23 protein-coding genes are annotated in these 21,969 nt (G+C 63.3%); 15 read left to right on the top strand and 8 right to left on the bottom strand.

All coding sequences use genetic code 11. The features are described from left to right. Positions 1 to 51 precede the first annotated feature (51 nt). Complete coding sequence (gene regB / locus CRO22_RS09115; RefSeq protein WP_097069962.1) at positions 52 to 1,455, bottom strand: sensor histidine kinase RegB; 1,404 nt, start codon at positions 1,453 to 1,455, stop codon at positions 52 to 54. Between the two features lie 86 nt (positions 1,456 to 1,541). Between regB and CRO22_RS09110 the strand changes: the two genes are divergently transcribed. The 3 genes from CRO22_RS09110 to hvrA all read left to right on the top strand — a co-directional run bounded on the left by CRO22_RS09110 (position 1,542) and on the right by hvrA (position 3,204). Then, a complete protein-coding gene (locus tag CRO22_RS09110; RefSeq protein WP_097069836.1) occupies positions 1,542 to 2,183 on the top strand; it encodes an SCO family protein in 642 nt (213 codons plus the stop codon). A gap of 78 nt (positions 2,184 to 2,261) precedes the next feature. After that, the gene (locus tag CRO22_RS09105) at positions 2,262 to 2,816 is read left to right on the top strand and encodes an ActR/PrrA/RegA family redox response regulator transcription factor (protein ID WP_097069835.1); all 555 of its coding nucleotides are present in this window, start codon (positions 2,262 to 2,264) and stop codon (positions 2,814 to 2,816) included. Positions 2,817 to 2,895: 79 nt separating this feature from the next. Further along, entirely contained in the window at positions 2,896 to 3,204 is a 309-nt protein-coding gene (hvrA, locus tag CRO22_RS09100) for a trans-acting regulatory protein HvrA (RefSeq protein ID WP_097069834.1), read from the top strand. A gap of 3 nt (positions 3,205 to 3,207) precedes the next feature. On the opposite strand, the gene CRO22_RS09095 is transcribed toward hvrA, so the two are convergent. Continuing rightward, positions 3,208 to 4,086 carry a LysR family transcriptional regulator gene (locus CRO22_RS09095; protein WP_097069833.1) on the bottom strand — a complete coding sequence of 293 codons (879 nt, stop codon included), beginning with the start codon at positions 4,084 to 4,086 and terminating at the stop codon, positions 3,208 to 3,210. A 178-nt stretch (positions 4,087 to 4,264) separates the two neighbouring features. After that, positions 4,265 to 4,855: an HD domain-containing protein gene (locus CRO22_RS09090; RefSeq protein ID WP_097069832.1), complete on the bottom strand. Its 591-nt coding sequence runs from the start codon at positions 4,853 to 4,855 to the stop codon at positions 4,265 to 4,267. Between the two features lie 120 nt (positions 4,856 to 4,975). Between CRO22_RS09090 and CRO22_RS09085 the strand changes: the two genes are divergently transcribed. The 4 genes from CRO22_RS09085 (at position 4,976) to CRO22_RS09070 (ending at position 8,077) form a co-directional block, all read left to right on the top strand. After that, on the top strand, positions 4,976 to 5,461 hold the full coding sequence (locus tag CRO22_RS09085) for a hypothetical protein (protein ID WP_097069831.1): 486 nt from the start codon (positions 4,976 to 4,978) through the stop codon (positions 5,459 to 5,461). Positions 5,462 to 5,539: 78 nt separating this feature from the next. After that, entirely contained in the window at positions 5,540 to 6,931 is a 1,392-nt protein-coding gene (gene ahcY, locus CRO22_RS09080; RefSeq protein WP_097069830.1) for an adenosylhomocysteinase, read from the top strand. 120 nt (positions 6,932 to 7,051) lie between these two features. Further along, positions 7,052 to 7,618: a class I SAM-dependent methyltransferase gene (locus tag CRO22_RS09075; protein WP_097069829.1), complete on the top strand. Its 567-nt coding sequence runs from the start codon at positions 7,052 to 7,054 to the stop codon at positions 7,616 to 7,618. A gap of 117 nt (positions 7,619 to 7,735) precedes the next feature. Beyond that, positions 7,736 to 8,077, top strand: coding sequence for a DUF2853 family protein (locus CRO22_RS09070; RefSeq protein ID WP_097069828.1), 342 nt, complete (start codon positions 7,736 to 7,738; stop codon positions 8,075 to 8,077). Positions 8,078 to 8,099: 22 nt separating this feature from the next. Here CRO22_RS09070 and CRO22_RS09065 read toward each other — a convergent pair whose 3' ends face one another. Next, the gene (locus CRO22_RS09065; protein ID WP_097069827.1) at positions 8,100 to 8,711 is read right to left on the bottom strand and encodes an enoyl-CoA hydratase/isomerase family protein; all 612 of its coding nucleotides are present in this window, start codon (positions 8,709 to 8,711) and stop codon (positions 8,100 to 8,102) included. Between the two features lie 107 nt (positions 8,712 to 8,818). Here CRO22_RS09065 and CRO22_RS09060 point away from each other — a divergent pair, with 107 nt between their 5' ends. From CRO22_RS09060 to CRO22_RS09025, 8 genes are all read left to right on the top strand, one after another. Beyond that, positions 8,819 to 10,336, top strand: a complete 1,518-nt coding sequence (locus CRO22_RS09060; RefSeq protein WP_097069826.1) for a DUF2125 domain-containing protein — start codon at positions 8,819 to 8,821, stop codon at positions 10,334 to 10,336. Between the two features lie 59 nt (positions 10,337 to 10,395). Beyond that, entirely contained in the window at positions 10,396 to 11,742 is a 1,347-nt protein-coding gene (locus CRO22_RS09055; protein WP_097069825.1) for a TldD/PmbA family protein, read from the top strand. Further along, positions 11,729 to 12,517 (top strand): 3'(2'),5'-bisphosphate nucleotidase CysQ, encoded by a 789-nt coding sequence (locus CRO22_RS09050; RefSeq protein ID WP_097069824.1) that lies wholly within the window; start codon positions 11,729 to 11,731, stop codon positions 12,515 to 12,517. The genes CRO22_RS09055 and CRO22_RS09050 overlap by 14 nt, the downstream gene beginning before the upstream one ends. Before the next feature lie 150 nt (positions 12,518 to 12,667). Next, a complete protein-coding gene (locus CRO22_RS09045) occupies positions 12,668 to 13,420 on the top strand; it encodes a transglycosylase SLT domain-containing protein (RefSeq protein WP_394341487.1) in 753 nt (250 codons plus the stop codon). Beyond that, positions 13,420 to 15,507: a flagellar biosynthesis protein FlhA gene (flhA, locus tag CRO22_RS09040; protein ID WP_097069822.1), complete on the top strand. Its 2,088-nt coding sequence runs from the start codon at positions 13,420 to 13,422 to the stop codon at positions 15,505 to 15,507. Before CRO22_RS09045 ends, flhA begins: the two co-directional genes overlap by 1 nt. Continuing rightward, complete coding sequence (locus tag CRO22_RS09035; protein WP_097069821.1) at positions 15,504 to 16,280, top strand: flagellar biosynthetic protein FliR; 777 nt, start codon at positions 15,504 to 15,506, stop codon at positions 16,278 to 16,280. The genes flhA and CRO22_RS09035 overlap by 4 nt, the downstream gene beginning before the upstream one ends. Continuing rightward, positions 16,277 to 17,365, top strand: coding sequence for a flagellar type III secretion system protein FlhB (flhB, locus tag CRO22_RS09030; protein ID WP_097069820.1), 1,089 nt, complete (start codon positions 16,277 to 16,279; stop codon positions 17,363 to 17,365). Before CRO22_RS09035 ends, flhB begins: the two co-directional genes overlap by 4 nt. After that, entirely contained in the window at positions 17,365 to 17,736 is a 372-nt protein-coding gene (locus tag CRO22_RS09025; RefSeq protein WP_097069819.1) for a hypothetical protein, read from the top strand. The genes flhB and CRO22_RS09025 overlap by 1 nt, the downstream gene beginning before the upstream one ends. Positions 17,737 to 17,769: 33 nt before the next feature. On the opposite strand, the gene CRO22_RS09020 is transcribed toward CRO22_RS09025, so the two are convergent. The 4 genes from CRO22_RS09020 to mnmG are packed head-to-tail and all read right to left on the bottom strand — an operon-like array spanning position 17,770 to position 21,959. Continuing rightward, positions 17,770 to 18,669 carry a ParB/RepB/Spo0J family partition protein gene (locus tag CRO22_RS09020; RefSeq protein ID WP_097069818.1) on the bottom strand — a complete coding sequence of 300 codons (900 nt, stop codon included), beginning with the start codon at positions 18,667 to 18,669 and terminating at the stop codon, positions 17,770 to 17,772. Next, positions 18,666 to 19,487, bottom strand: coding sequence for a ParA family protein (locus CRO22_RS09015; RefSeq protein ID WP_097069817.1), 822 nt, complete (start codon positions 19,485 to 19,487; stop codon positions 18,666 to 18,668). The genes CRO22_RS09020 and CRO22_RS09015 overlap by 4 nt, the downstream gene beginning before the upstream one ends. After that, positions 19,480 to 20,100, bottom strand: a complete 621-nt coding sequence (gene rsmG, locus CRO22_RS09010; RefSeq protein ID WP_097069816.1) for a 16S rRNA (guanine(527)-N(7))-methyltransferase RsmG — start codon at positions 20,098 to 20,100, stop codon at positions 19,480 to 19,482. The genes CRO22_RS09015 and rsmG overlap by 8 nt, the downstream gene beginning before the upstream one ends. Next, on the bottom strand, positions 20,097 to 21,959 hold the full coding sequence (mnmG, locus tag CRO22_RS09005; RefSeq protein ID WP_097069815.1) for a tRNA uridine-5-carboxymethylaminomethyl(34) synthesis enzyme MnmG: 1,863 nt from the start codon (positions 21,957 to 21,959) through the stop codon (positions 20,097 to 20,099). Before mnmG ends, rsmG begins: the two co-directional genes overlap by 4 nt. Positions 21,960 to 21,969 lie beyond the last annotated feature (10 nt).

Raw genomic sequence — 21,969 nt, 5'->3', positions numbered from 1 at the left:
AGGTTAACGCCTCGTTAAGCATGGATAGCCAGGCTCGCCTTTTGGCTAGCATCAGCTCTCTATTGGGACGTTCTTGCCCAAAGGACCGGTCTCGGGCGCAAGCAAGCGCCCGATATGCCAACGCAATTCGACAACTGCCCCGGAGCGGCGCGGCACCGGTGCGTTTTTCTGATAGGGCTCGCGACCATTGGCGAATCGCAGTTTCGCTCCGGTGCGCTCCAGAAGCGTCTTGGCGATGAAGAGGCCCAGCCCCATCCCTTCGTATTCCGGCCGCTCGGAACGGCCGCCGCTGCGCGAAGAGATGAACGGATCGCCGATGCGGTTGATCACCGAGGGAGCATAGCCGCGCCCGTCGTCGCAAACGCGCACAATGATGCTGCGGTCGGTCCATTCCGTATCGACCCAGACGGTCGTCTGGGCGAAATCCACCGCGTTCTGGATCAGGTTGCGCAAGGCATGCACAAGTTCGGGGTAGCGATAGATCGTGGGTTGCCGCTCCGAGCCCCCTTCGCCGGGCCGACAGTCGAAGACGATATGCTTGCCGCGCTCCATATGCGGTTCGGCCGCCTCGCGCAGCACCGCCAGAAGCGGCGCCGTCCGCAGATGCACGTCATCCTTCCCGGCGCGGCCCATCGAGCGCAGGATATCGCGGCAGCGGTCGGCCTGATCTCGGATCAGCACCGCGTCGTCGTAAAGCTCCGGGTCATCCGAAAGCTCGTCGGCAAGCTCACTCGACACAAGCTTGATCGTGGCCAGCGGCGTGCCGAGCTCATGTGCGGCAGCAGCCACCACGCCGCCCAGATCGGTCAGCTTCTGCTCGCGGGCCAGCGCCATCTGCGTCGCAAAGAGCGCATCCGACATCGAATGGATCTCCTGCGCGATCCGGTGTGCGTAAGCGCCCAGAAACACCACGCCGATCACGATCGCCACCCAGGTGCCGAATTCGATCTCCGCCGGCACGTCGATATGCGCCCCGGCCTTGGTGACAAGCGGCTCGGCGACCAGCGCGACGAGGGTGATCATGAAGATCGTCGAGCCGCCGAGCAGCAGCGTCGGTCGCAGCTTGAGCGCGGTGGCAGCGATCGTCACCGGCACCAGAATGAGAAGCGCGAACGGGTTGTTGAGCCCGCCCGTCAGCGTGAGCAGAAGCGCGAGCTGGGCGGTGTCGAACAGCAGCGTCGTCGTCACTTCCGCCTGCGAGAGGCGGCGTGATTCCGGATAAAGATTGATCGCGGCAATATTGGCAACGACCGCCGCCCCCACGGTGACAAAGCAGAGCGGCAGATTGAGCGCGATCTGAAAATAGAGATCGGCGACGGCGAGCGCCGCGATCTGCCCCGCGATCGCCGCCCAGCGCAACAGGATCAGGGTGCGCACCCGCACCCATTCCTGATGCGCCTGCGTTGCCGAAAGATCGAGTTCCACCCGTTCGGGCGCCCGCAACAGATCGGCCATGCAGTAATCCTCGTTCCCCGAAATCCCCATGCCCTTGATATTCCCGATGGGCTGGGCAATCAATGGTTGCACGAAAAGGAGAAGCGATGTCCGTTTCTGCAAAGACCGCCGCAGTTGGCGGCGTGCTGGCCCTGCTGGCTTTGCTCGGCGCAAGCTGGTATCTCACGACCCGCACCGGCGTCGAAGATCCGCTGGCCCAGTGCCGCATCGGCGCGCGCGCGGGGGCTGCCAAGATCGGCGGTCCCTTCACGCTGATCTCGGAAACCGGCGCCACGGTGACGGAAAAAGACGTGATCACGGGCCCGAGCCTTGTCTATTTCGGCTATACTTGGTGCCCCGATGTCTGTCCGATCGATTCCACCCGCAATGCCGCTGCGGCCGATCTGCTGACCAGCCGCGGCTATGACGTGACGCCGGTCTTCATCTCGGTCGACCATGCGCGCGACACGCCCGAAAGCCTGCGGGAATTCACTGATCTGATGAGCCCGAAGATGATCGGCCTGACCGGCAGCGAGGCGCAGATTGACGCGGTGGTGCGGACCTATCGCGCCTATTACCGCGTCGCCGAGCCCGGCAACCCGGAAACTCTGATCGACCATTCCACCCAGACCTACCTGATGGACCCGATGCGGGGCTATCTCGATTTCTATGATCGGGACGTTTCCCCCGAAGCCATGGCAGAGAGCGTGGCCTGTTTCATCGATGCGCTGAAAACAAACACAAAATAAGTCGCATTTCGGTATGACAAATTGACCCGCGGCGCGGATCATCATAGAAACGTGAACAAAGGGTGGAAGGAAGACACAATGGCCGATGAAGAATTCACCGAACTGGGCAGCGATCGCACGCTTCTCCTGGTCGATGACGACAATGCTTTCCTGACCCGCCTGGCCCGCGCGATGGAGAAACGCGGCTTCCAGCCAGAGATCGCCGAGACCGTCGCCGCGGGCAAGGCGATCGTGCAGAACCGCGCACCGGCCTATGCGGTGATCGACCTGCGGCTCGAGGACGGCAACGGGCTCGAAGTGGTCGAGGCCTTGCGCGAGCGCCGTCCCGAAGCGCGGATCGTCGTGCTCACCGGCTATGGGGCGATTGCCACCGCGGTCGCTGCGGTGAAAATGGGTGCCACGGATTATCTGTCGAAACCGGCGGATGCGAATGACATTTCGAATGCGCTTCTCGCCAAGGGCGAAATGCTGCCGCCACCGCCGGAAAACCCGATGAGCGCGGACCGGGTCCGCTGGGAGCATATCCAGCGTGTTTACGAGCTTTGCGACCGCAACGTTTCCGAAACCGCGCGGCGGCTGAATATGCACCGGCGTACGTTGCAGCGCATTCTGGCCAAACGCAGCCCGCGCTGAGTTTGGGGCTGACGCAAGGACATCTTGATTATTCCGTTATAATAAGCAATATCCATTCAAACCCCTCATGGAGACTTGAATGGATATTGATGACCTTTCGCTGATCGAGCTCAAGGCCCTGCGCGTGAAAGTCGAGCGTGCGATCGTGACGTTCGAAGAGCGCAAGAAAAAAGAGGCGCTGGCCGAGATCGAGGAAACCGCCCGAAAAATGGGGTATTCGCTCGCCGAACTGACCGCGCTTACCGAGAAGAAGCCGCGCAAGACCGTTGCGCCGAAATATGCCAACCCGGACAATGCGGCGGACACCTGGACGGGGCGTGGCCGCAAGCCCAAATGGGTGGAGATGGCGCTCGCTTCCGGCAAGACGCTCGAAGACCTGATGATCTGAGCTTCAGGCTTCGGCTTTCAGCCAGTCGATGAATATGCGGGCCGTCGGGTTTATCGGACCCGGCGGTCGCACGATATAATAGCCCAGGCTTTCCTCGGCCAATTCGTGAATTTTCACCAGCCAGCCGAGTTTCAGGTCTTCCACGATCAGCGCCTCTGTTTCCAGATGCAGGCCGATGCCCTCGCGGGCCGCGGCAAGCGCCAGTTCCTCGTTCGGAAAATCAACGAATTTCAGCGCCGCGGGAATAAGCCCGATACTTTCGAGAAGTTGCATCTGTTCCGGCCAGTCGCCCTCGCGGATCCAGGGCAAAACTGACATTTCCCGCAGCGAGAGTTTTGTCCGCCCGCCCAGCAATTCGGGCGCCGCCACCACGATCTGCGGCGCGGCGGTGAGAAACTCGGACACGACACCGCGCCATTTGCCAACCCCAAAGCGGATGCCGAGATTTGCCCCCACCTCGCGCAATTCCACCAGCCGCGGATCAGGCAGCAGCGACAGCGCAATATCGGGGTGCTTTTTCCAGAACCGCGCCAGCCGCGGCATCAGCCATTCCGACGCAAAGGCCGGCGGCACGGTGACGGCAAGCGGCTTTTCCGCCCCGTGGGTGCGCAGAGCCTCGGCCGCGGCCTGGATCGTGGCAAAGCCTTCGCCCAGCGCCTGCGCGAAGCTCTCGCCCTCGGGCGTCAGGTGCAAATGCTTGCCGTCGCGCCACACGAGCGGCACACCAAGCTCTCCTTCCAACGCTCGAACCTGCTGCGCTATGGCAGCATGGGTAACGTTCAGTAAACGCGCCGCGGCACTGAATCCGCCCGCCCGCGCCGTTGCGGCAAAGGCGCGCAGGGCCGTCAGCGGCGGCATACGTTTCCAGTCGATTTCACTCATATGTTAGCTCAACTGTCAGATCACGAAAAATTCCTGACTCGCTTTGGCGCGCCGGTCAAGGCAAAGCGAGGGCAGATGAGTGAAAGGAGATCCGAAATGTTCCGGATGCTTGCTGAAGTGATGTCGCTCGCGATGGGGGGCTACGCACCCCGCGCCCGTCACGCTGGCGAATACAAATTCAACCGCTGAGCGCGGTCAAAAGGGATTGGTGACGCGCGGTGAACTCCGCGCGCACCTCGGCGGGCGGGCGCAGGCGGATTGCCAGCCCCCGCACCAGACCCGGATCAAGCCTGCCAAAGATCCGGTTCGCCTCTGCTTCCGAAAACCCTGCAATCTGTTCGGCCTCGAGCCGGGCTGAAACCGTGTCTGCCGCCTTGATCGCCTTCTTGATCGGGGCGGGCAGTGCGGCGGGCAGGCCAAAGCGGATATGCACAGCGGACGTGAGCCGCGCATCCAGCTCGCCATAACCCGCGCCGATCGCCGCCTTCACCGGTGAGATCATGTCTCCCAGCACATATTCGGGCGCGTCGTGCAACAGCGCCGCGAGCCGCCAGCGCGGGTCGATGCCGGGGTTCATGCGGGCAAACAGCGCCTCCACCAGGATCGAGTGTTCCGCCACCGAATACGCATAATCGCCCTTGGTCTGGCCGTTCCAGCGCGCCACGAAGGCGAGCCCATGCGCGATATCCTCGATCTCGATATCGACCGGCGTCGGATCGAGCAGATCGAGCCTGCGCCCCGAAAGCATCCGCTGCCACGCCCGTTTCATTGCCTGCCCTCCGTGATCTGCCCCCTGCTAGCCAAACTGCCCGCCGCTGTAAACGGCGCGCGGAACTGGAATGACACATCTCGCGTTGAGCTTTTGACAGACCGTGAAAAGAGGGCCGCCATGACCATGAACCATCGCACGATCGCACTCAGCGCAACCGCGATTTCACTGGCTGTTCTGGGCACGGTCGGTATGGCGTTTTCCAGCATCGAGCCTCAGGACATCCCCGGGTTTTCCCCCCGCGCCGAGGCGCTTGGCCGACCAATGGATGACCATGGCCCCGATAGTTCCTATGGTGATCTCTCGGTTTTTGACGCGATCAGCGAGATCGGCCCGGACCAGGGGTATGACCAGCCCTATTGTGACGATCACGCCGCCCTCGCTACCCGGCTTGCGCAAGATTTCGGCGAGCATGCGCGCGTGAAAAGCCCGCTTGCGGGCAACCGCTCGGTTGCGCTCTGGGCCTCCGACGCGCAGGGCACCTGGACCGCGCTTTACACCCGCGCCGATGGCGTGTCCTGCGTCGTCTCCTCCGGAATGGGATGGGAAAGCGGCGCCAATCCGCTCGCCCTTCTGAAATCGGAAGGACTCCTAAATGCCGGATAAACCCCGCGACCACAGTTACATTGCTGCAATCCCGCGACGATGATAGAGAGCGCCAAACGACATTCGAAAGGATCCGTCATGGCCGATTACATCGTCAAGGATATCAAGCTGGCCGAGTTCGGCCGCAAGGAACTCGATATTGCCGAAACAGAAATGCCGGGCCTGATGGCCTGCCGCGAGGAATTCGGCCCGACCCAGCCGCTCAAGGGCGCGCGCATCGCCGGTTCGCTGCACATGACGATCCAGACCGCGGTGCTGATCGAGACGCTCAAGGCGCTCGGCGCCGATGTGCGCTGGGCCTCGTGCAACATCTTCTCGACGCAAGACCATGCCGCCGCCGCCATTGCCGCGGGCGGCACGCCGGTCTTTGCGATCAAGGGCGAAACGCTTGAGGAATACTGGTCCTATACTGACAAGATCTTCCAGTTCGCGGAAGGCACCTGCAACATGATCCTCGACGATGGGGGCGATGCGACGCTCTACATCCTCTTGGGGGCGCGTGTCGAAGCGGGGGAAACCGATCTCATTGCCACGCCGAGCTCGGAAGAAGAGGTTTGCCTCTTCAACCAGATCAAGAAACGGATGGTGGAAACCCCCGGCTGGTTCACCCGTCAGCGCGAGGCGATCAAGGGCGTGTCGGAAGAAACCACGACCGGCGTGCACCGCCTTTATGACCTGCACAAAAAGGGCCTGCTGCCCTTCCCGGCGATCAACGTCAACGACTCTGTCACCAAGTCGAAATTCGACAACAAATACGGCTGCAAGGAATCGCTCGTGGACGGCATCCGCCGCGCCACCGATGTGATGATGGCCGGCAAGGTCGCGGTCGTCTGCGGCTATGGCGACGTGGGCAAGGGTTCGGCCGCATCGCTCCGCGGTGCCGGCGCCCGGGTGAAGGTGACCGAGGTGGACCCGATCTGTGCGCTGCAAGCGGCGATGGACGGGTTCGAGGTTGTCGTGCTGGAAGATGTGGTGGCGGATGCCGACATCTTCATCACCACCACCGGCAACAAGGACGTGATCCGCATCGAGCATATGCGCGCGATGAAGGACATGGCGATTGTCGGCAACATCGGCCATTTCGACAACGAGATTCAGGTCGCCGCGCTCAAAAACCACAAATGGACCAATATCAAGGACCAGGTGGACATGATCGAAATGCCCTCGGGCGCGCGGATCATCCTCTTGTCGGAAGGGCGGCTTCTCAACCTCGGCAACGCCACCGGTCACCCGAGCTTTGTGATGTCGGCCTCCTTCACCAACCAGGTGCTGGCGCAGATCGAGCTTTTCACCAAGGGCGAGGACTACAAGCCCGGCGTTTACATTCTGCCCAAGGCGCTCGATGAAAAGGTCGCCCGGTTGCATCTGAAAAAGATCGGCGTGAAGCTGACCGAGCTGCGCCCGGATCAAGCCGATTATATCGGTGTGACCGTCGAAGGCCCCTACAAGGCGGATCATTACCGCTACTGAACGCACCCGCGCCAGAGTGACGCAACAGCAGGCGGGGCCCTCTGCGGCCTCGCCTTTCATTTGCCAGATTGTTGGGGTGACATAAGATCCGCCGAAAACGCCCACAGACAGAGGCATGACATGGAAGATACGACGAAACGGGAACGCGTTCGGGGAAAGCTTCTGGGCAAGATGCCCAAGGGCGCTGTCTGTGCCGAGGTCGGCGTGTGGGAAGGCAATTTCTCAAGCCGGATTCTCGAGATCTGCGAGCCCAAGGAGCTGCATCTGATCGACCCGTGGCTCTATCAACCGGAATTCGGTAACACCGGCTTCGGCAAGAAGAAAAACGAAGCCCTGATGGAAGAGAAATACGAGATGGTCGTCGAGAAATTCAAAGGCGACGACCGGGTGAAGATCCATCGCGGGAAATCTGACGAGATGCTGGCCGCGCTCCCCGATGGCTGCCTCGACTGGATCTATCTCGACGGGAACCACAACGCCCCCTTCATCGACCGCGACCTTGCGATGAGCCTCGCCAAGGTGAAGCCGAACGGGATCATCTCGGGCGATGATTATGCCTGGATGTCGGATGCGCTCAATGCGCCGGTGAAAACAGCCGTGGAAACCGTGGTTCTGTCCAAACTCGGCGACAGGGCAAAACTCACGCTGCTCGCGAACCAGTATCTGATCCATCTTTCACGCGCGTGACCTGGCGCGGCTCTGCAGCGCAAGACCCGGTATGGTTTTTCTTTGTTCCTGCCCCGGCCCGGCTTAGGCTCGGCGCCGGGCGCCTTTGCGCGCCGGATTTCCAGGGAGGGAGAAATCATGGGCAAGCGCGACGCGCTGATTGCGAAATATGCCGAAGATCTGCGGAGCAAATGTGGTGTCGAGCCGGATATGGATCTGCTGACCAAAGTCACGATCGGTTGTGGCCCGGCAATCTATGATGCAGATGCCGAAACCGTCGCCGCCTCGCAGCCGGGTGAGCTTGAGACGGTGCGAAAGAACTTCCTTGTCAAGAAGCTCGGTCTGCCCGACGGGCCCGGCCTCGACGATGCGATCGACGCGGTGATCGAGATCTACGGCCGCTCCGAGCGCCACAAATATCGCGCCGTGGTCTATTATCTGCTGGTGAAGCAATTCCGCAAGGATGCGGTCTACGCCTGAAGGCCGGGGGGCCGGGCGCTGCTCAGATCAGCCCCTTGATCGCGCCGATATGGCCCGGATCGGCCACTTTCACATCGGCAAGAAGCGTGGCGATTGCCGCGTCCATCGTTTCCGCCGGAACGATCCGGTCAACGAGTCCCCAACCCAGCGCCTCCTCGGCGCCGATCTTCTGTCCGGCCATCAGGATCATCTTCGCTCGTGCCGGGCCGACCAGATTGACCAGCCGTTTCGGGTCGGAGGGCTGCGGCAGGAAACCGAGCTTCATCACCGGGTAGAAGAACTTTGCTTCCGGCACGCAAATCCGCAGATCGCAGGCGAGAACCATGCCCATCGCGCCGCCCGCCAGCGTTCCGTTGAGCGCAGCGATCGTCAGGCAATGCAGCGAGGCCACCGCCCCGGAAAGCTTCTCCCAGACCCAGTCCGTGGCAAGGCCCGCCCGCGCCGCGTCAAGATCGGCGCCAGCCGAGAACACCTTGCCCGTCCCCCGCAACACGAAAGCATGTGCGGCGCTGCGATCCGCGGCCTCGGCCGCCTCGAGGATGGTCATCAGCATTTCGCGGGTGAGTGAATTGGCTTTTTCCGGCCGGTCAATCGTGACCGTCCAGACCCCCTCAGCCTCGTTTACATGGATCATCCTGTCCTCCACGCCGCCTTGCGCTTCGTCCTATCAAGCCCTTATCCCCTTGACCATTGCCTACGCGCAACCGAGGATGCGGCAAACCGCTTTACGAGAGGTCATAGATGACACGGCTTCGTTCGACGGGCGCAACCTCGGTTTTCGCCCTTTTTCTGAGCACAACGGCGCTCTGCGCTGATGTCACGCCGGAACAGGTCTGGGAAAGCTGGCAAAAGCAATATGCCACTTTTGGCTTCGAAGTGGCTCCCGGCAGCGTTGCGCGTGAAGGAGACACGCTTGCAATCCGCAATCTCGTGTTCACCTCGGAAGTGCCGGTTGGCGAGGGATTGGCGGCGCAGACCTCCACGACCACGCTCACCGTGCCCGCTCTTTTGCTTAAAGATCAGGGTGATGGCACCGTCAAAGCCTCGGTTGACGGCGAGATCGACGGCACGAATGTGGTGACATCGACCACCGGCGCGCCGGAGACCGCGCAGATCCGTATCGACAAGAGCGCCGCCACGGCGGTGGTTTCCGGTACGCCCGAGGCGCTCTCCTATCTCGTCGATGCGCCGGCCGTTTCGGTCAACGTCACTGCCACCCAGGCGGGCGGAAGCGGCGATGCAATCCCGAGCGCGCTGACGATCGTGCTCTCGGGCCTTGCCGGCACGCAACAGGTGACCGCCGATACCGCGGGTCAGCAGATCCACACCGATCTGAAGGCGAGCGGCATGACGATGCATCTTGAAGGCGCCAATCCCGAGGATGGCGGCCCCGTGAAGGCGGATATGGTGCTGAGCAATCTGACGGTGCTGGGCGATAACATGGTGCCTGCAGGCGCCGACAATTCCGACCTCGGCAGCGCCCTCGCCCGCGGACTGCGCAGCGACATGAAGATGGGCTTTGGCGGCGCGACCTTCACCATGGACGCGGCCCCGAAAGAGGGGCCGGTGAATATCTCGGGCACCGCGCAGGCCGGGCAGATGCAGATCAGCCTCGCGCAGGAGGCCTTCCGTTACGCCGTCAACGGCAACGGCACCACGGTTTCCGTGAAGACGGCGCAGTTGCCGATGCCGGTCTCGGCACAGATCGATCGCAGCGAAATCGACCTTGCGATGCCGCTTGCGGCCACTGCCACGCCCCAGCCGATGACGGCGCGGCTTGTGCTCGACGGGTTGAGCGTTTCAGAGCAGATTTGGGCGATGTTCGACCCGAAGGGCCATCTGGCGCATGGCCCGGCGACGCTGGTGATCGACCTGTCGGGCAAGATGCGCACGCTTCTCGATCTGTTCTCGCCGGAAGCGGCAAAATCGCCGGTGCCGCCGATCGAGCTCGACAGTGTCGATATCAACAAGCTGCAGCTCACGCTCGCCGGCGCCGATCTGAGCGGGCAAGGCGCGCTGAGCTTTGACAACAGCGCCGGAACGCCGAAGCCGATCGGCGCGATCGACCTGCAGCTTTCGGGCGCCAACAAGTTGATGGACGGCCTCGTGGCAATGGGGATGATGCCGCAAGATCAGGTGATGTTCGCGAAAATGATGATGGGCGTTTATGCGGTGCCAAAGGGCGAAGACCTGCTGACCTCGAAGATCGAGTTCAAGGACGGTGGCAAGATCTTCGCCAATGGTCAGCCGATCCAGTAATCCCTGAAGCTTTCAGGCCGCCCGGCCCCGGGCCGGGCGGCTTTTCGATTGAGGACCCGATGCCCCCCGAATTGAGCGATCTGACTGAAGCGCTGCTGAGCGCCGCGAAAGCCGCAGGAGCCGAGGCCGCAGATGCGATTGCCGTGGAAGGGCGTGCTGTTTCCATCGACGTGCGCGGTGGTGCGCTCGAGCAGGCGGAGCGCTCCGAAGGGGTGGAGATCGGGCTGCGCGTGCTGATCGGCGGGCGGCAGGCCTGCGTGGCGGCCTCGGATCTCTCCGCCCGCACCATGGCCGATATGGCCGAACGCGCGGTGGCGATGGCGCGCGAAGCGCCCGAGGATCCGCATGCCGGGCTGGCCGATCCCGCGCAATTGGCCAGCGGCTGGGATATTGCCGCCTATGAGCTCGCCGACCCGAGCCCGGAACCCGAGGCCGCGGCGCTTCAGGCCGATGCCTGCGCCGCGGAAGCGGCCGCCCTCGCCGTTTCCGGCGTGGCGCAGGTGCAATCGGCCTCCGCCTCCTGGTCGTGTCGCAATCTCTTCATGGCGGCAACGAACGGCTTTGCGGGCGGCTATGCGCGCACCTCCCGCTCGGTCTCGGCGGTGGCGATTTCCGGCGAAGGCGCGACAATGGAACGGGACTGGGCCGCGGAATCACGCGTCTTTCAGGCCGACCTGCCCTCCGCCATCGAGGTTGGCACCCGGGCCGGCGAACGCGCCGTGGCGCGCGCCCACCCCCGCCCGCCGAAAACCGGTGCCTTCCCGGTTCTGCTCGACGAACGCGTGGCGGGAAGCGTGATAGGGCATCTCCTTTCCGCCATCAACGGCACCTCGATTGCCCGCGGCGCCTCCTGGCTGCGCGATGCTCTGGGCGAGGAGGTTCTGCCCGCCGGGATGAACCTGATCGAGGATCCGTTTCGCCCGCGCATCTCCGGTTCGCGCCCTTTCGATGCCGAGGGCCTGCCCACCCGCCGCCGCGCGATCGTGGAAAACGGCGTGCTCACCGGCTGGACGCTCGATCTCGCCACCGCGCGCAAGCTCGGCATGGAGAGCACGGCGAGCGCTTCCCGTGGCACAACCGCACCGCCCTCGCCCACCACCGGCAATGTGACGCTGACGCAAGGCACGCAAAGCCGCGATGCGCTTTTGACCGAAATGGGCACCGGGCTTATCGTCACCTCCTTCATCGGCGCCACGATAAACCCGACCACGGGCGATTATTCGCGCGGGGCCAATGGCTTCTGGGTAGAGAACGGAGAGATTGCCTGGCCGGTGAACGAATGCACTATCGCCGGCAACCTGCGCGAGATGCTGCGCCGGATCACCCCTGCCAATGACGCGCGCGCACATCTGAGCCATGTCGTGCCTTCGCTCCGGATCGAGGGGTTGACCCTTGCAGGAGCCTGACACCGCCCGCGACCTCGCCCTTCTGACGGAGGCTGCACAGGCCGCGGGGGAGCTTGCGATGCGCTACTGGAAGCGGCGCCCCGATGCCTGGGAGAAAGAGGGCGGCGCCGGTCCGGTTTCGGAAGCCGATCTCGCGGTGAATACGCTTCTGGCCGAGATCCTGCGCGCGGCGCGCCCCGATTACGGCTGGCTTTCCGAGGAAAGTCAGGATGACCCGGCCCGGCTTGCCGCGGAGCGGATTTTCATCGTTGATCCGATCGACGGCACCCGTGCCTTTCTGGCCGAGGAACCGGGCTTTGCCCATGCCATCGCCGTGGTCGAGGCGGGCCGGGTGCGGGCGGGCGTGGTGCATCTGCCCGCGTTGAATCAGACCTATGCCGCCACCTGCGACGGCCCCGCCCTGCTCGACGGCACGCCGATTGCCGCGGCAAAGACCCGCTGCATCGCCGGTTCGAGCTTGCTCACCGCGCGCACCACCGATGAGGCTGTGCACTGGCGCGGCCCGCGGCCCGCCTACCTGCGCAGCTTCCGCCCCTCGCTCGCCTGGCGACTCTGCCTTGTCGCCGAGGGGCGGTTCGATGCCAGCCTCTCGCTGCGTCAGGCCTGGGAATGGGATGTGGCGGCGGCAAGCCTTATTGCGGCGCGCGCGGGCGCGCTTGCCACCGACCGGCTCGGCCATGAAATCCGCTTCAACGCACCCGGCGCGCGCTGCGACGGCCTCCTCGTCGCGCCGCCCGATCTTCATGCGCAATATCTTGCGGCGCTGCATCCCTGAGCCCCGAATACGGGGCGATGCTTACCGGTTGTAAACCTTATTTGCCTAGCTTCAGTCCCAGCAAGAACTGCTGACCAGAGGGTGAAGCCCATGCCAAAGTCTTGGCTTTTAGTAACATTTTCAATGATTTGCCTTATCTGGCATGGCGGAGTGGCAGGTGCTTCCGAGTCGGCGGCGACGGTTTCGAGCACCTGTGAGCGTGTCGCCGAGGAAGCTGCGCGCCGGACCGGCGTTCCGGTCTCGGTGCTCAAGGCGATCTCGCTCACTGAAACCGGCAAACGCATCGACGGCAAGCTTCGGCCCTGGCCCTGGACGGTGAACATGGAAGGCGCCGGGCATTGGTTCGACACGCTCGACGAGGCCCGCGCCTATGTGTTTCAGGAGTTCAAGCGCGGCGCGCGCAGCTTCGATGTCGGCTGCTTCCAAATCAATTACAAATGGCACAGCCAGCATTTCTCCTCGATCGACGAGATGTTCGACCCGATGGCGAATGCGCTTTACGCCGCGCGATTCCTCGCCGAGCTCTATGGCGAGAAAGGCTCCTGGAACGGCGCTGCCGGGGCATATCATTCGCGCACCCAGGAATATGCCGAGCGCTATTCGGCCCGCTTTGCCGAGTTGCGCCAGCGCTACATGGGCGCGGACGGGGCAAACGATGCGATGGCGATGAATGCGGGCCCGATGAGCGCAATGACCGGCGCGCCGATGCAGACCGGCGTCAATGAAATCCCCGAAATCCCCGACATCGTCGCGGCGATGGAGTCGCAAGCGGCCCCGCAACGGCCGCCGCGGGTCAACACCTATCCGCTGTTGCAGCGCAGCGGCACTGTCTCGCCACCCCTCGGTGCGGCCCCGGGGGCAAGCCTCTTTGCCGTGGCACTGAACAAGGGTGAGGGCAACTGATGCCAAAACTGACACTTCAGACGATCTTCCAGCCCACGATCCTTCTGGCGCTGGCGCTGATGGCGGTGATCGTGATGATGATCTTGCCGATGCCGTCCTGGGTGATGGATGTCGGCCTTGCGATCTCTTTCGCTCTGGCGATCCTGATCTTCACGGTCACCCTCTTCATCGAGCGCCCGCTCGATTTTTCCGCTTTCCCGACTGTGCTTCTGGCCTCGCTGATGCTGCGGCTCTCGCTCAACGTCAGCTCCACCAAGCTGATCGTCGGTCAAGGCCATACCGGCACCGGCGCCGCGGGCAAGGTGATCCAGGGGTTCGCCAATTTCGTCATGGGCGGCTCGGTGATGATCGGGCTCGTCGTCTTCGGCGTGATCCTGATCGTCAACTTCATCGTCATCACCAAGGGCGCGGGCCGGATGGCCGAAGTGGGCGCCCGGTTCGCGCTCGATGCGATGCCCGGCAAGCAGCTCGCCATCGACAGCGACATGAACGCCGGCGCCATCGACCATGCCGAGGCGCGCACGCGGCGCGAACGCGAACAGGCGGAAACGACTTTCTTCGGCTCGCTCGACGGCGCTTCGAAATTCGTCAAGGGCGATGCGGTCGCGGGCCTTCTGATCACCATGCTCAACTTGATCGTTGGCCTGATCATCGGCACAGTTGTGCATGGCATGCCGCTTGACCGCGCGCTGGAAACCTATGCGATCCTCACCGTGGGCGACGGGCTGACGAGCCAGATCCCGGCCGTGATCATCTCGATCGGGTCGGCGATTTTGCTCTCGCGCGGCGGCGCCAAGGGCTCGGCCGACATGGCGCTCTTCGAGCAACTTTCGCGTTACCCCTCGGCGTTGATCACCGTGGGGGTGCTGATGGCGCTCTTTGCGCTCGTTCCGGGCCTGCCCTTCGTGCCCTTCATGATGGGCGCGGTGGTGCTGATCGGCACTGCGGTGATGGTGAAGCGCAAGGCCGCCCAGAAAGCCGCCCGCGAAGCGATGAAGATGCCCGCCCCGGCCGAGAAGAAAAAGAAAAAATCGATCGGCGACGTGCTCGACATCGACGATATCCATGTCGAATTCTCGCCCGATCTGGTGGCAATGGCGCTCGATCCGGCGACCGGGCTCGATTCACGCATCTCGAACATGCGCAACCACGTGGCCGCCAGCTACGGGTTGATCCTGCCCGAGATCCGGCTCACCGACGATGCCACGCTCGATCCGGGGTGCTACCGGATCCGCATTCAGGGTGTGGAACAGGCGAAGGACCGGCTCTTCCCCGATCAGGTTCTCGCGCTGATCACCGACAATCGCGATTTCCTGCCCAAGGGCGAAGATGTGCGCGAGCCGGTTTACGGCGCGCCCGCGCGCTGGCTGCCTGCTGCGCAACAGGAAGATGCGGCACTGGCCGGTTCCACCGTGGTCTCGCCCACCGAAGTGCTCGCCACGCATCTGCTTGAGGTGATCAAGCGCAACTTCGGCCGTCTGATGACGCTGCGCGCGCTGCGCCGCCTGCTTGAGGAGGTGTGCAATCTTTCCGATCCGGCCCGGGCTGATACCAACCGGCGGCTTCTGGACGAGCTCATTCCCGACAAGGTGCCGGTGGATCTTCTGCTTGCCGTGCTGCGGCTCCTGCTGGAAGAGCGCGTCTCGATCCGCAACCTGCTCGTGATCGTCGAATCGGTCGCCGAAGTGCGCGGCATGAACTCGCCCGAGGCGATTTGCGAACATGTGCGCCAGCGCCTCGGCTTCCAGCTCGTCGCCGAATTCCGCCGCGAGGACGGCACGCTGCCGCTCTTGCAGCTCGCGCCGGAATGGGAAGATACTTTCTCTTCCTACCAGATCTCGGGCGACCGCGGGCAGACCGATGTGGCCCTGCCCCCCGACAAGTTCAACCGGCTCGCCAACAACGTCGCCGAACGCGTGGCACGGGCGGGCGAATCGGGCATCTTCCCGGCGATTGTCACCTCGACGCGGCGGCGGCGGTTCCTGAAAACCGTGCTTGGCGCCAAGGGAATCGCCGCCCCGGTACTCTCTTTCGAGGAAATCGGCCTCGATGCGAAGCCCTCGATGGTGGGGATCGTTCCCGCATGAACCCGCTTTACGCCGAAGTGATCGCGCAGATGCAGGCTTTTCTCTGGACCGGGTTCATCGTCTTCCTGCGCGTCGGGGGCACGATGCTGGTGATGCCCGCCTTCGGCGAGATGCTGGTGCCCGCGCGGGTGAAACTTGTGCTTGCGCTTGCGTTCACACTGATCGTTCTGCCCGGTGCGGAGCCCTATGTGAACCGCCCCGAGCCGGGCTTTCCGACCCCGGTCTGGCTCTTTGCCGAAACGCTGATCGGGCTCGGCATCGGCATGGCACTGCGCTTGTTCATCATTGCACTGCAGATCGCGGGGATGATGGCGGCACAATCGATCTCGCTTTCCCAGCTTTTCGGCGGCACGGCGGGCGAACCGCAACCGGCCGTTTCGCAACTGATGGTGATGGCAGCACTCGCCATCGCGGTGCATCTGGGCCTTCATGTGCGGGTGACGGAGATCTTTCTCGGCTCCTACCAGGTGTTTCCGCCCGGCGCTTTCCCCGATGCCGATCTGATGCGGCAATGGGAGCTTTCGGGCGTCAGCCATGCTTTCGCACTCGGCTTCTCGATCGCCGCGCCATTCGTCATTGCGGGTCTCGTTTACAACGTCGCGCTCGGCGCCATCAACCGCGCCATGCCGCAGCTCATGGTCTCCTTTGTGGGCGCTCCGGCGCTCACTTTGGGCGGGCTTGCGTTGCTTTCGATCGCCTTGCCGACCGGCCTCATGATCTGGCATGACGGGTTCGTGACGTTCCTCTCCAACCCGTTCGAGTTGCGCCCATGAGCGAGGAAGACGACGACTCCAAGGAGTTCGACCCAACTCCGCAGAAACTGGAAGAGGCCCGACGAAAGGGCGATCTGGTCAAATCGGCGGAACTCACCGTTGCGGCGACCTATGGCGGGATCGTGCTTTCCGCCTTCGCCTTTGGCGCCTATTCGCTGCAGCATTTCGGCACCTGGGCGAGCGTTCTGCTCGATCAGGCCGATACTATCTCCGCGCAGATGCTCGGCGGCGGGGTGACGATGGCGGGCGGGCTCTTTTCACAGGTGGCCATGGCGCTCGCGCCCTGGGTGATCCTGCCGGCGGCGGCGGTGCTGCTGGCGCTTTTCGCGCAACGCGCCATCGTCGTGGCACCGGAAAAGCTGATGTTCAAGCTCAACCGGATCGACCCGATTTCGAATGCGAAACAGAAATTCGGCCGGTCCGGCCTCTTCGAATTTGCCAAGAGCTTCGTCAAACTGCTGGTGATCTCCGTGATCCTTGGCAATTTCATCTTGCGCGAATTGCCCGTGATCTTGATGACGCAACAGCTTGAGGCGCCACAGGTCACCGGCCAATTCCTGCAGATGATCGTTGAATTCCTGCTCCTGATGCTGCTTCTCGCCACGGTGATCGGCGCGATCGACTATCTTTGGCAGCGCGCCGAATTCCTGCGCCGCAACCGGATGACGCGCAAGGAACTCATGGACGAGATGAAACAATCCGAAGGCGACCCCCATATCAAGGCGCAACGTCGACAAAAGGCGGTCGAGATCGCGACGAAGCAGATGATCTCCGATGTCGCCAAGGCCGATGTGGTGATCGTCAACCCGACCCATTATGCGGTGGCGCTGAAATGGGAACGTGGGGCGAAGCGCGCACCGGTCTGCGTCGCCAAGGGTGTCGACGAGATTGCGGCGCGAATTCGCGAAGTGGCGTCGGAAAATGCCGTGCCGATCCATTCCGATCCGCCTACCGCACGCGCACTCCATGCGACGGTCGATATCGGCGAGGAAATCCGGCCCGAGCATTTCCGCGCTGTCGCCGCGGCGATCCGCTTTGCCGAGAAAATGCGCCGACGCGCGCGCGAACGCGGAGCACGGGGCTGATGCGGCAAAAGGATCTGAAAGTGCTTCAGGAGCTCGCCGCGATGGTGCGCGACCGCGAGATGACCAAGCTCGCACGGCTCACCGCGGCCCGCCAGCGCCTTGAGGCGCAACATGCGGCCGTTGGGGTGCAGGCGGGCACGGCGCGCCGTGCGGGGATGGACGATCTGCTGCTTTCGGGCGCAGCGGAGCGCTTCACCGCCTGGAGCCTCGCAAAGCAGGCCCAACTCACCCAGCAGATCGCCGCATTGCAGGAGCCGATCGCTTTTCAAACCGCAAAAACGGCCAAAGCCGTCGGTCGGAACGAGAACCTCGGCAAGATTGCCGAGACGCTGAAAACGGAAGCCCTGAAGAAAGCGGCCAACAAACTCTGACGGGTCTGTTGGCCAAAACCACCATATATGGCGTTAGCCCATATGGTTCAGCGCTTGGCAAAGCCTATCGAGATCGTCGAGCGAGCGATAGGAAATGATCAGCTTCCCGCCCTCCGCGCCGCTGTGCTCGATGCTGACATTCATGCCAATCGTGGCGGAAAGATCGCCCTCGAGCACCCGCGTATCGGCATCTTTTTCGGGCGCCGCAAAGCCCGGCTTCCGGCTCGCGGGCTTCGTCGGGCCGCCCTCCCCTTTGACGAGCCGTTCGACTTCGCGCACGGAAAGCCCCCGCGCGATCACCTCACGCGCCAGGCCCACCGGATCTTCCGCCGTGATCAGCGCCCGTGCATGGCCCGCCGTCAGCTTGCCCTCGCGCAGATAGCCCTGAATCTCTTCGGGCAGGCTCAGCAGGCGGAGCAGGTTGGCAATATGGCTACGGCTCTTGGAAAGCGCTTCTGCCACTTTCTCTTGTGTATGACCGAACCGTTCCATCAACTGGCGGTAGCCCATCGCCTCTTCAAGCGGGTTCAGATCGGCCCGCTGAATGTTCTCGATGATGGCGACTTCCAGCACTTCGGTATCGGTGAAATCCCGGATGATCACCGGCAATTCGTGCAGTTGCGCCAGTTGCGCCGCGCGCCAGCGCCGCTCACCCGCAACAATCTCGTAATGCCCGTCGCGGCCCGGATGGGCGCGTACGATGAGTGGCTGGATCACGCCCTTCTCGGCGATAGAGGCGCGCAGTTCCTCCAGAGAAGCCTCTGAAAATGTGCGCCGCGGCTGATCCGGGTTTGGCACGATCCGCTCGATCGGCACCATCTGGTCGCGCCGCCGTGGCGTTTCCTCATCCTCGGCCACCGCCGATTGCACATCGGCCATCAGTGCCGAGAGCCCCCTCCCCAGGCCGCGCCGTTCCGGTTTTTTGATGCTCATCCTGCCACCTTCGTTTTCACCGGGGTATGGCGCGCCAGAAGCTCGCGCGCAAGATGGCGGTAAGCCTCCGCCCCTTTCGACGAGCTGTCGTAGCTCAGCACCGGTAGCGCGAAAGACGGCGCCTCTGAAATGCGCACGTTGCGCGGGATCATGGTGCGGAACACAAGCTCGCCCAGCGTCGCCCGCGCATCTGATTCCACCTGCTGCGAGAGGTTGTTGCGCACATCATACATGGTGAGCACGATCCCCTCGATGCGCAGATCCTTGTTCGCGTTCTGCCGCACCTCGCGGATCGTCAGCATCAGCTGCGACAGCCCCTCAAGCGCAAAAAACTCCGCCTGCAGCGGCACCAGCACCGATTGCGCCGCCACCATCGCATTGACGGTGAGCAGATTGAGCGACGGCGGGCAGTCGATCAGCACGTAATCGAAGGCAAACTGGTCCATATCGATCTGGCGCAGCGCATCATGCAAGAGATAGCTGCGCTTTTCCGCCGAAACGAGCTCCATATCGGCGGAGGAAAGATCCACCGTTGCCGGCGAAATCCAGAGCCCGTCGATCTCGGTTTTCTGGATCACCTCGGTCAACGGCGCTTCGCCGAGAAGGAGATCATAGGTGCTATAGCTGCGCGCAGAGGTCTCAACGCCCACCCCGGTCGAGGCATTGCCCTGCGGATCAAGATCGACCAACAGGATCCTGAGCCCCTGCTCGGCCAGCGCCGCTGCGAGGTTGATCGAGGTCGTCGTCTTGCCAACGCCGCCCTTCTGGTTCGCCACCGCGATGATTCTCGGCCCCGCGGGCCGCGTCGGATCAGACACGTTCCAAACCCCTGATTTTCAAGACAACCGCCTGCGGATCCGTCAGGCTTTCCCGCGGCTCGCAGGTAAAGGACCATGAAGCCTCGGCCAGCGCAACCTCCTCTTTCCAGCGCTCCCCTTTCGGGAAGAGGGCGATGCCTCCGGGCGACAGGTGAAGCGCCGCAAATTCAAGAAGCTTGGGTAACGGCGCCAGCGCGCGCGCTGAAAGCACATCGGCGCCAAGCGGCGGCACCTTCTCGATCCGCTCCGCCCGCACCACGGCCTTGAGCCCGAGTTCGCGCGCCGCGTTGAGGAGAAAGGCGGATTTGCGCTTGTCGCTCTCCACCAGCGTCAGGTGCATCTCGGGGCGTTTTTCTCGCGCGAGAACGCCAACAACAAGCCCCGGAAAGCCGCCGCCGCTGCCAAGATCCGCCCAATGCGCGACCTCTCCCGCGATGCAGTCGAAAAGCTGCGCCGAATCGAGAAAATGCCGGGTCCAGACCTCGGTGAGCGTTGCCGCAGAAACGAGGTTGATCGCGGGGTTCCACTTTTGCAGCAGCGCCTCAAGCGCCGAAAGCCGATCCAGTGTTTCACGTGAAACATTCACGCGGGCGGCGAAGCTCTCGGCGCTCATGCTTGCCCTGCCCGTTTGCGTTGCCGCAAATGCGCGAGGATCAAGGCGAGCGCCGCGGGGGTTGCGCCATCCACCCGGCCCGCTTGCGCGAGCGTGCGCGGTTGCGCCCGGCCAAACTTGCCGCGCAGCTCTTTTGAAAGGCCCGGCAGCGCCTCGTAATCAAATCCCTCCGGGATTTCCCAATGCTCGTCGCGCCGCATCGCCTCAACATCAAGCTTCTGCCGCTCGATGTAATTGGCGTAAAGCGCCTCGCGCGAGAGCTGCTCGGAAACATCCTCCGGCATCTCGGCAAGTTCCGGGAACGCGGCGCTCACCGCGGCAAAGTCGATCTCCGGGAAGGCCAGAAGCTCGAAGGCGCTGCGCTTCGTGCCATCCTGGTTCACCCTCAAGCCGCGCTCATTCGCCTGTTTCGGTGTGAGCACGAGCGACTCGAGCAGCGCCCGTCCTGCCCCAAGCCGCGCCATCTTCTCCTCAAACGCGCCGCGCCGCTCTTCGCCTACACAGCCCGCAGCAAGGCCGAGCGGCGTGAGCCGTTGATCGGCGTTATCTGCCCGCAAGGCGAGCCGGAACTCGGCGCGTGAGGTGAACATACGGTAAGGCTCGCTCACGCCGCGGGTTACCAGATCGTCGATCATCACGCCGATGTAGCTCTCTGTCCGGCTGAAGGTGACCGGCGCGCGCCCCAAGCTGTTGCTGGCGGCATTGAAGCCCGCCACAAGGCCTTGGGCCGCCGCCTCTTCATAGCCCGTTGTCCCGTTGATCTGCCCGGCGAGGAACAGCCCCGGCAGGTCGCGCAACTCAAGACGATTCGAAAGTGCGCGCGGGTCCACAAAATCATATTCGATCGCATAGCCCGCTTGCAGGATCTTCACCTGCTCGAGGCCGCGGATCGAACGCACATAGGCCTCCTGCACCTCAAACGGCAGCGATGTGGAAATCCCATTCGGGTAGACGGTGTGATCGTCAAGCCCCTCGGGTTCGAGAAACACCTGATGCGCGCTCTTGTCGGCAAAGCGCACCACCTTGTCCTCGATCGAGGGGCAGTAGCGCGGCCCCACCCCCTCGATATGGCCGCCATACATCGCCGACCGCTGCAGATTTGCGCGAATCACCTCATGGGTCGATTCGTTGGTATGGGTGATGCCGCAAGCAATCTGCCGCACGAACGGCCTGCGGTTCAGGAAGCTGAACATCACCGGATCCTCGTCGCCCGGCTGCATCTCGAGGATGCTCCAGTCAATCGTCCGACCATCGAGCCGCGGCGGCGTGCCGGTTTTCAACCGCCCGATTCGCGGCTCAAGATCGCGCAGCCTTTGCGCCAGCCGCACGGAGGGCGCGTCGCCCACCCTGCCCCCGGCTGCGCGCTGGTCGCCAATATGCATGACCCCGTTCAAAAACGTGCCCGCGGTCAGGATGACGGCCTTGGCCGTAATCTCTGAACCATCGGCCAGAATCACACCCGCCACCCGGCCCGCCTCAAGCCGCAGGTCGGTCACCTCCGCCTCGATCACCGCGAGGTTTGGCTGCGCCGCCGTCAACTCTGTCATCGCCTCACGGTAGAGCTTGCGGTCCGCCTGCGCGCGCGGGCCTTGCACCGCGGGCCCTTTGCGGCGGTTGAGAAGACGAAACTGAATCCCGGCGCGGTCGGCCGCGCGGCTCATCACCCCGTCGAGCGCATCGATCTCGCGCACCAGATGCCCCTTGCCGAGCCCGCCAATCGCCGGGTTGCAAGACATCACACCAAGGTCCGCGCGCCGCATCGTGACAAGCCCGGTTTGCGCGCCCATCCGCGCCGACGCATGCGCGGCCTCTGCCCCGGCATGGCCACCCCCCACCACGATCACGTCCAGATGTTTCACGTGAAACACT

The sequence above is a fragment of the Rhodobacter maris genome (assembly GCF_900217815.1).
Taxonomy (GTDB): Bacteria; Pseudomonadota; Alphaproteobacteria; order Rhodobacterales; family Rhodobacteraceae; genus Rhodobacter; species Rhodobacter maris.
The sequence above is the reverse complement of the archived record's forward strand: the minus strand, read 5'-3'. Positions and strand labels throughout refer to the sequence as shown.